Consider the following 9409-nt stretch of genomic DNA (forward strand, 5'->3'; position numbering starts at 1 on the left):
AAGAAAAATCATTGATTCATGAAGGTCTACTCTACTACTTTATCGTGAGCTTTCCACAAAGAGCTGGAGCTTTACGACAATTCCTAGATAAAGTACTCGGTCCGAATGATGACATTACAACTTTTGAATATACGAAAAAAAACAATAAAGAAAGCGGACCTGCATTAGTAGGTATTGAATTGAAAACTAGTAATGATTATTCAGGACTCTTAATGAGAATGAATGAAAATGGATTTTCTTATAAGGAAGTGAATAAAGATAGCACACTTTTTGAGTTATTAATATAGAAGAATAGCTTTATATCAACATTTAGATTAGTTTAATGGCGCCAAAAATTGTTCACAAACTATGTACAGATAAAAATTATTATAATCTAATTCTAGCATTCTCACTTTCCCTTTGATATAATAATTCTTGTATTATAAAGATTCTAATCTAGGGGGAAATTAAATGTCTGAAAATCAAAACAACAAAATGACAACTGCAGCTGGAGCACCAGTAGTTGATAACCAAAACTCACAATCAGCTGGTCGAAGAGGTCCTCTTCTACTTCAAGACGTTTGGTTATTAGAGAAACTTGCACACTTTGACAGAGAAGTAATTCCAGAGCGTCGTATGCATGCGAAAGGCTCAGGTGCTTACGGAAAATTTACTGTAACTCATGATATTACTCAATATACTTGCGCTAGTCTATTTTCGGAAATCGGAAAAGAGACAGAAATGTTCGTACGTTTCTCAACTGTTGCTGGAGAACGTGGTGCTGCGGATGCTGAGCGTGATATTCGTGGATTTGCAATGCGTTTCTATACAGAACAAGGTAACTGGGATTTAGTTGGGAACAACACACCAGTATTCTTCTTCCGTGATCCACTAAAATTCCCAGATTTAAACCATGCTATTAAGCGTGACCCACGCACAAATATGCGTAGCGCTAATAGCAACTGGGATTTCTGGACTTCTCTTCCGGAAGCACTTCACCAAATTACTATCGTAATGAGTGAGCGTGGATTACCAAAATCCTACCGTACGATGGACGGGTTTGGAAGCCATACATTCTCAATGATCAACGCGGAAGGCCAACGTGTTTGGGTTAAATTCCACATGAAATCAGTGCAAGGAATTGAAAACCTTACTGACCAAGAAGCTGTTGACATCGTAGGTGTAGACCGTGAAAGTCACCAACGTGACCTAATGGAAGCAATTGATGCAGGTAACTTCCCTAAATGGAAAATGTATATCCAAGTGATGACTGAAGAACAAGCTAACAATATGCCTTACAACCCATTTGACTTAACAAAAGTTTGGTATAAACAACACTTCCCACTTATTCCAGTTGGAGAATTCGAATTAAACCGCAACCCAGATAACTATTTTGCAGAAGTAGAGCAAGCTGCATTTACACCAGCTAACGTAGTACCTGGTATCAGCTTCTCTCCAGATAGAATGCTACAAGGTCGCTTATTCTCTTATGGAGATGCAGCACGTTACCGTTTAGGTGTTAACCATCACCAAATTCCAGTTAACCAACCTAAATGCCCATTCCACTCTTACCACCGCGATGGTGCTATGCGTGTAGATGGCAATAAAGGCAGCACTATGACTTACGAGCCAAACAGCTATGGTCAATGGAAAGATCAACCTCAATATAAAGAACCTGCTTTATCTCTTGATGGTGCAGCAACTCAATGGGATTTCCGTGAAGATGATGACAACTACTTCGAGCAACCAGGTAAATTGTTCAATCTTATGAACCCTGAGCAACAACAAGTACTATTTGAAAATACTGCTCGTAATATGAATGGCGTAGAAGATTTCATTAAAATCCGTCACATCATTCACTGCTACAAAGCAGACCCTGCTTATGGTCAAGGCGTTGCTGCGGCAATGGAACTTCCATGGGAAAGAATTGAAGAAGTTATGAACGTAACTGCAACTGTATAAATAAAGTAAGGCTATCCTCTTGAAGGGGATAGCCTTTTTATAAGCTTCCATATCTGCATTATCTTAAGTAAGTTGCCACTTTTTAGACTCAGATTGCTTAAAGCCATTTGTGCTATGATGTAACTATAATGCGTGAATTAGGAGGATGTCTTTTTATGATGGGTACTGTCATAATAATAAGTATTATTATATTCATTATAGTTTTAGCTTTAACGATTTTCACTATTAACAAAGGCTATGCTTATAAGCACACGATTGATGAACACCCTGACAAAATGGAAAAGAAACAAAAAACGCATCCGCCTGAATGAGGCAGATGCGTTTTCTAATACATTATTTTGTTCCAGCTTTTTCTTTTTTAATTTGTTTACTACGTAATTGGCCACAGGCTGCATCGATATCAGTTCCCTGTTCCATACGTACTCCACAGTTTATGCCTTTATTCTTCAATGTTTGGAAGAAAGCACTAATGGATTTTTCAGTACTACGTTGATACTGTCCATGCTCATCTACCGGATTATAAGGAATTAAGTTAACATATGAAAGATGACGCTTATTTTCTAAGAGCTTAGCTAACTGCTGAGCTTCTTCCACATGATCATTAACGTCTTTAAGTAGGATATACTCAAATGTTATACGACGGTTTGTTTTTTCTAAATAATAGTCAACAGCAGCCATTACTTTCTCAATTGGGAAGGCTTTATTGATAACCATGATTTGAGAACGAAGCTCGTCATTTGGAGCATGTAAAGAAACAGCAAGATTTACTTGAATGTTTTCATTAGCAAAGTCAATAATTTTCTTAGCTAGCCCACTTGTAGAAACAGTGATATGACGTGCACCAATTGCAAGTCCTTTTTGATCATTAACTGTTCTTAAGAAGTTCATAAGATTTTTGTAGTTGTCAAAAGGCTCGCCAATACCCATTACTACGATATGACTTACACGCTCGTCTTTTTGAAGCTGATCTAAATGCTCTTGAACTTTCATAATTTGTCCAACTATCTCTCCAGCATCTAAGTCACGACTCTTCTTTAAAAGACCACTTGCACAAAAGCTACAGCCAATATTACAGCCCACTTGAGTTGTTACACATACCGACAGACCGTATTTAAAACGCATTAATACTGTCTCGATTAAATTCCCGTCTTGCATTTCAAAAAGGAATTTAATCGTTCCATCTGCCGACTCCTGTTTTACACTTTCTTTTAGCGTTTGGATAACGAAGTTTTCTTCTAAAAGATCCAAACAGTCTTTGTTTACATTTTTCATTTCCGCAAAGCTTTGTACTCGTTTAATATATAACCAATCCCATACTTGTTCCGCACGGAATTTCTTTTGACCATGTTCCATTAACCATTCTATTAATTGGTCTCTAGTTAGACCATAAATTGATTTTTTCATTATTTAGCCCCTCTTTTCTTACACATACAATTCGCCTATTATACACCAAATTCTCTTGCACGACAATTAATTATAAAGGAAAAATATTTAAAAAGATATCATTTAGTCTTTCCAATACTAACTTAAATACACTGGAAATTAAAGATATTAGTCCTATTTCCTTTTACTGACGAAAATATCATTCATCGAAAGGAATTATTAGGAATAAGCTAATATAACGTGTATAAAAGATTGGAGATATGCATTATGAAATTCATGAAAAGAAAAAGAGTATTTTTTCATCCCGGCAAAGCTTTTTTAAAAGTAATTGTATTCATTACTTTTTTTGCAGCATTTCTACCTACTGGGATTACGAATACCCAAATGGATGATAATTTTTTAGGAACTTCAATTAATACTTTTCAACACTCGATTGATAATCTCATGGTTGTCTCATATGAGGTCAATGATACGATCATAGATGAAAATACGGGTCAAGCTGAATTTTCCGTGCTTACTGCTTATACTCTATTTGGTATTCCATATGCTGAAGTAATTGCTACTGAAGAAAGCACCTATATTAATAAGAAGTATCTTTTTGTACGTTAAGTATTATGCCATAGCTAAAACTAAAAATAGGATGGGACGTAACTACCCAATACAAAAAACGTGAAATCGTCAATATGATTTCACGTTTTTAAAACTGCGTTTTATTGAGAGCATAGCCTCATTTATATCATGCTTATAGTCATCTACTTTATATTAGTTATATAGATGTTTCTATTTCGTTCTCGCGAATCCAGTCACTATAGCTACCAACATATAATTTAACATCTTCATATCCAGCCTCTTTTAAGCTCGCATATAATGGAGCTGCAGTTACCCCACTTCCACAGTACGCGATAACTGGCTTCTTTTTGTTCGTTAGATCACTTAACTTTGCAGTTAATGAATCTTTGTCTAAAAAAGTACTACCCTGCTTTAATTGTTCCCAGTCATAATTAATTGCTGTGGGGATATGACCAGCTACCGGATCAATTGGCTCTATCTCGCCTCTGAATCGAGCAGCTGCACGTGCATCAATTAACTGACCTTCCTTGTTCCCTTTTACAACCTCACGGACATCGTCCATATTTAACAATATATTATCATTCCACTTAGGAACTACTTTCGTATTGTCGTAATAGGTTATTTCCTTAGTAATGGGAAGTGCTTGCTTTATTTCTTCAAAACCCTGACGTAAAACTTTAACATTCTTAAAGCCCGCCCACTCTAGTAAAAAATATGCTCTTAAAGAAAAAGGTGCTGCTCCTTGATCGTATATAACTATCTGGTCATCCAATGATAATCCTGCGCTCTGTATGAGTTCTGTCATTTTCTCTTTCGAAATCATTGGATGTCTACCATGAACATCCTCCATATTAGAAAGATCTTTTTCTAAGTCCCAGTAAACCGCACCTTCTACATGCCCATCTTGAAATAAATCAAATCCAGCCTTAGAATCAGCTAGGTTATAGCGTGTATCGATAAACCTTGTAGTATTAACATCAATATCAGTTAGTTCGATAAAAACCTTAGTCACTAAGCATTACCTCCACCCTGAATTTTTTGATAAATATCTTTCCAGCGGTTCAACGTCTCCTCTTGCTCCAACAGTTTTCGCTCAGCAGCAAGCTGTTGTAATGATTCGTTCAGCCATTTTATACGAGCTCGCTCTATTTCTTGCTCAGCATAATGGATGAGCCATTCAACCAGTCTTTGTTTCTCTTGTTCGATATAGGCTGTTGCTTCTACTTTTGTTTCCTCAGATAGAGTATCCCTTAACTTTTCTTTTTCATTTTTCTCGAAGAAGGACTTAGCATTTTTAAAGTATGATTTTACGTGACTATATTTATCTTTGTCATTGAAAGGACCTACAAACTCTAATAATTCATAGTCCTCACTTTCATGAGGGCTAAAAGTTAAGCTTCCATTCCAATCCTTTAAGATTCTCATTTCTTCCTTATCCAGCTGGGTTATTTGTCTCTGGATAAATTGAAGAACTCGGAAGTTGGTTACACGTAACTCCTGCTCCAAATCAAAACGAATCATTTGAAGAATATCTTTTAGAGCGATGTCTAAAGCAACGGAAGCGCTGTGATTAGAAAACAGGGAAGGATTATAAGCTTCCTTGAAAAATTCATTAAAGCGATAATACACACGTTGTAAAACATAAAAAAGTAGTGACTCTAATTCTTGCGTCGTATCCTTTGTTAAGGATATAGCGTTGTACTGTGTGTATCGTTCTCTTATTTTTTCTTCTTGATTAGTAAGCTCCGTCAGTCTTTCTTCTTTTCGAGCTAGATTAGCCTCGGTTTGTTGGATGAGAGATAACAATTTATTTTTCTGGCGATTCGATTCCTCTTCTAAAGCAATGACAGCAATTTGCTTAAGATCCTGCTCTAAGAATTGATGGAATGATTTTTCAAACTGCTCCATACCTTTATGCAGCTGCATCTTATTTTCTTTTTCTTGCAAAGCTTGAAGACTAGAGACACCAAACACTCGAGGGAAACGAATACCAAAACGCTGTAGCTCGTCCTTGACATATTGCTTTACTAAATCTGCCTCTTCCTCATTGCTTGCAAGGTCAATTGCATTCACTACAAAGAACATCTTGTCTAGCTCAAAAGAGTCCTTCACACGGCCAAGCTGGATTAAGAATTCTCTATCTGCTTTAGCAAAAGCATGGTTAAAGTACGTCACAAATAATACTGCATCTGCATTTCTGATATAGTCGAAAGCGACACCTGTGTGTCTAGCATTTATGGAGTCTGCTCCCGGAGTATCAACTAAAGTTACTCCTAATCTTGTTAACTCACAATCAAAATAGAAATCAATAAAATCTACGAAGCAGCTTTTAGATTCCTGCGCGACAAAAAGAGAAAATTCCTTTTCATCTACATTTAAAACTTCTCCCAGCTTGTCCTTTACAGCCGGGTATCCGATATAAAATGCGTTAATAAAGGATTTATGAACTTCCTCAGTAGAGGTCTCTTTTACTGCAGCTGGAGCTTTTTCGAAGGCTTCCTCTAAAGAAGTAATAGTTATACCTAATTGTTCAAAGGCAAACTTAACATCCTCCAAAAGCTGCTCTTTCGTTTTCAAGCTAACATCAGCCGTATTATGCAAATGATTTTCAGTTACGGGATGTATTTTATTTATGGTTGCCGTAGTAGGGTTTGGTGATACAGGCAACACATTAGCTCCCATCAGCGCATTGGAAAAACTTGATTTTCCGGCACTAAAAGCTCCAAAAAGTGCAATGGTGAATAGCAGGTTTTCTACCCGCATTGCTTTCTTCTTAATAACGGAAGCAGCTTCCTGAAAGTCAGGTAGCTCTTTTAAGATCTCTCCAATTTTATTTGCACGGTGAATCATTTCATCAAATGCTAATATAGGAGCTTCCTCAGATTTCTCCTCTTCAGCAGCGACAGCATTAACTGCCTCTACTTCCTCTTCAGTTGTCTCTACATATTCCACAATAGATCGTTCGAACAATTGACGTTCCTCGTTCCACTCACTTAAAAGATTGATACTATCTTTTCGAATTTGAAGAGTAGGAGCTATTAATAACTTGTTAAGATCCTCTACCCTTTTCTCTATTTCCGACACTTTTAAAATAGCTTCTTGTTTTTCTCTTAAAGTATCAGTTTTCTTATTAAACTGCTCGTCTTCAGTAGAAGAATGCTCTTCAATGTATTGAATATTCTCTTCTTTCCAAGCTTCAGTTTCTTTTACAAAGTATCGGCTAACTGCATCGTTTACACGATTTGCGTAATTTAATATCGCATCACCTGTTGTACTAGCCCCATTATGCATCGTATCTACGATGATTTCGGCTGGCAAAGAAAATGACATATTATTTATTTCACTTGTCTTACTGTCATTTAATAAACCAACATCTTTTAGCATCCGCTTCATTAAGTTTTTAATATGTGCCGTAATATGAGTGGAAACAATTGTCTCTAGTAGCTCAATTGTCTCTTTTAACCTATTATTTCTTTCTTGTTCCGTCTTTTTCTTACTCGATAAGAAGCCAACTTTGAAGTTATCCTGCCTGCTTTCCGCATAACTCTTTAGCTTCTCCCGAATTTCATACGTCATTATCGAGGCATTGCTTAAGATTTCTTTTCTATTAGATTCAAATACCTTTTTCCAAGCGTCGCTTTCTTGAAGCTTTTTTTGTTTTTCTGAGACTTCAAACTGATCTAAGATTTCTTCGACATTAATCCAATCTTCCTCAGTTAATAAATAACTTAGCTCATGCTGTAGACCTTTTTTTTCCTCTTCTAAAAATGCTAGATGCTCATCTTTTAGTTTATCTAATGTAGCTGTAGCTGATAGCAAAAAAAGTTCTTCTTTATGAAGGATTGAATTATTTACAATTTGTTTTACTTGCTCAAAGTCATTATGTAGCATCTCTCTGTTTTTTAAAGAGGTATAGTAAATATCCTTTGGTACAACATTCCAAGCGGTAAAAGCTGTTGACACAGATTCTTTATAAGCAGTAAAAGACAACTCTTCTTCTCGGTGCTTATCAATCTGGTTAACGATTAAGTATATGTTCTCGTTGTAATGCAGCAATTGTTTCGTAAATTGGAAGTTCAATTCAGACTGTACATGGTTATAGTCCATCACATAAAAAACGATATCTGCGAGATGGAGGGCCGACTCCGTTGACACCCGGTGAGCGTCATCTGTAGAATCAACACCAGGCGTATCCATAACGGTAATACCTTTCGGAAGCCCAGATGTTTTATGACCAATTTCTATTTGAGAAACCTTACTACCATCCTTTGAATATTTTTTTACATGCTGTATATCATATTCTCCTGAGAATTTAACAGGAGACTGATCAACAAAGTGTACAATCGCATAATTTTCATCTGCTTTATTTACAGTTACAATATTAGCGGACGTAGGAATGGGACTAGTCGGTAGCAGTTGTTCATTTACAAGTGCATTAATCATACTAGATTTACCTGCTGAGAAGTGACCAGCAAAAGCAATGGTAAATGTTTGTTTTTCTAATTTATCTGCAAATAGCTTTGACTTGGCATATCTTTCATTATCCTTGTTTTGCTTAAAGATAGCTGCAAGTAAAGCATTTTTTTGTTTAATATTCTGTAGTTCCTCTAATTGATCCATTTGAAATTTTTCCCCTTTTTATCTAATAAACAATATGTATATCATATCAGAAAATATAAAAAAAGATGACTTTATTGTCATAAAGTCATCACAGAAATTATTATTATTTTGATTGAGGTGTTATTGAACTTAATATATGTTTTGTGACTACGCTATAAATAACAACTGTTGAGCCAATTAAAATATATAACATGACTATCTCCCTCTCAACTGAACTTGATATTCATTCTCATTTAAATAATAACATAACAATTCACAAATGACTATAAAATATATTCTTTTTGACTAGATATTATGCTAAAATTGATTCAACTTTACTACTTGGAGGAAAAAGATGACTCTTTCTAGGAACATACAAACTATATTGAATGGGACGATTCAATCTATAAAAGCAGTCATCCCTTTAAACCTTAGTTACAAACCACCTACTCTCTTGTCTCAACCATATGAGGTAGTGGAAATGGCTGTACTGATCGGTATTGTAGGCGATATGAAAGCAAGAATTATAATAGATGCATCTTCTCATTATTTTTCTTCTATTGGAGCCTCTATGTTTGGTATGCCTTTAGAGGGAGAAATGCTTGAATCTTTTACAGGCGAACTAGGAAATATGATTGCAGGTAATTTATGTACGGTTGTTGCACAACAAGGATTAGAAATAGATATTACCCCACCTACTGTAATTGTAGGACAAAGTAAGTTATATGGTTTCCAACAGGCTTTCTTTCTACCCGTAGAAGTTACTGACATAGGTCCGATGGCCATTATTCTAACTGTTGATGAAGATTAGATAGTTATACATAATTTTTAATATTTTGTAGGCATTATAGAGGATAGAACAAAATCCTCCGTATAAGTTAAAAAGACCTAAAATTTTACTAATCGTAAAGTTTTT

At 35.7% G+C, this 9409-nt stretch carries 7 protein-coding genes and 1 pseudogene; 5 read left to right on the forward strand and 3 right to left on the reverse strand.

Features of this window, described 5'->3' with window-relative positions; translation table 11 throughout:
* From AC06OU_RS17590 to ytzI, 3 genes and pseudogenes are all read left to right on the forward strand, one after another.
* Window positions 1-287: pseudogene (locus AC06OU_RS17590) on the forward strand (threonine dehydratase); the annotation flags it as partial.
* Between the two features lie 163 nt (window positions 288-450).
* Window positions 451-1941, forward strand: coding sequence for a catalase (locus tag AC06OU_RS17595; RefSeq protein WP_475857500.1), 1491 nt, complete (start codon window positions 451-453; stop codon window positions 1939-1941).
* Window positions 1942-2096: 155 nt separating this feature from the next.
* A complete protein-coding gene (ytzI, locus tag AC06OU_RS17600; RefSeq protein ID WP_475857502.1) occupies window positions 2097-2252 on the forward strand; it encodes a YtzI protein in 156 nt (51 codons plus the stop codon).
* 22 nt (window positions 2253-2274) lie between these two features.
* On the opposite strand, the gene rlmN is transcribed toward ytzI, so the two are convergent.
* Window positions 2275-3345, reverse strand: coding sequence for a dual-specificity RNA methyltransferase RlmN (gene rlmN / locus AC06OU_RS17605; protein WP_169359529.1), 1071 nt, complete (start codon window positions 3343-3345; stop codon window positions 2275-2277).
* A 246-nt stretch (window positions 3346-3591) separates the two neighbouring features.
* Here rlmN and AC06OU_RS17610 point away from each other — a divergent pair, with 246 nt between their 5' ends.
* Window positions 3592-3933, forward strand: a complete 342-nt coding sequence (locus AC06OU_RS17610; protein ID WP_475857503.1) for a hypothetical protein — start codon at window positions 3592-3594, stop codon at window positions 3931-3933.
* A 157-nt stretch (window positions 3934-4090) separates the two neighbouring features.
* Here AC06OU_RS17610 and AC06OU_RS17615 read toward each other — a convergent pair whose 3' ends face one another.
* On the reverse strand, window positions 4091-4906 hold the full coding sequence (locus tag AC06OU_RS17615; protein WP_475857504.1) for a sulfurtransferase: 816 nt from the start codon (window positions 4904-4906) through the stop codon (window positions 4091-4093).
* Entirely contained in the window at window positions 4906-8514 is a 3609-nt protein-coding gene (locus AC06OU_RS17620; RefSeq protein ID WP_475857505.1) for a dynamin family protein, read from the reverse strand. Before AC06OU_RS17620 ends, AC06OU_RS17615 begins: the two co-directional genes overlap by 1 nt.
* Window positions 8515-8848: 334 nt before the next feature.
* Between AC06OU_RS17620 and AC06OU_RS17625 the strand changes: the two genes are divergently transcribed.
* Complete coding sequence (locus AC06OU_RS17625) at window positions 8849-9304, forward strand: chemotaxis protein CheX (RefSeq protein ID WP_475857507.1); 456 nt, start codon at window positions 8849-8851, stop codon at window positions 9302-9304.
* Window positions 9305-9409 lie beyond the last annotated feature (105 nt).

Source organism: Psychrobacillus sp. (assembly GCF_056205495.1).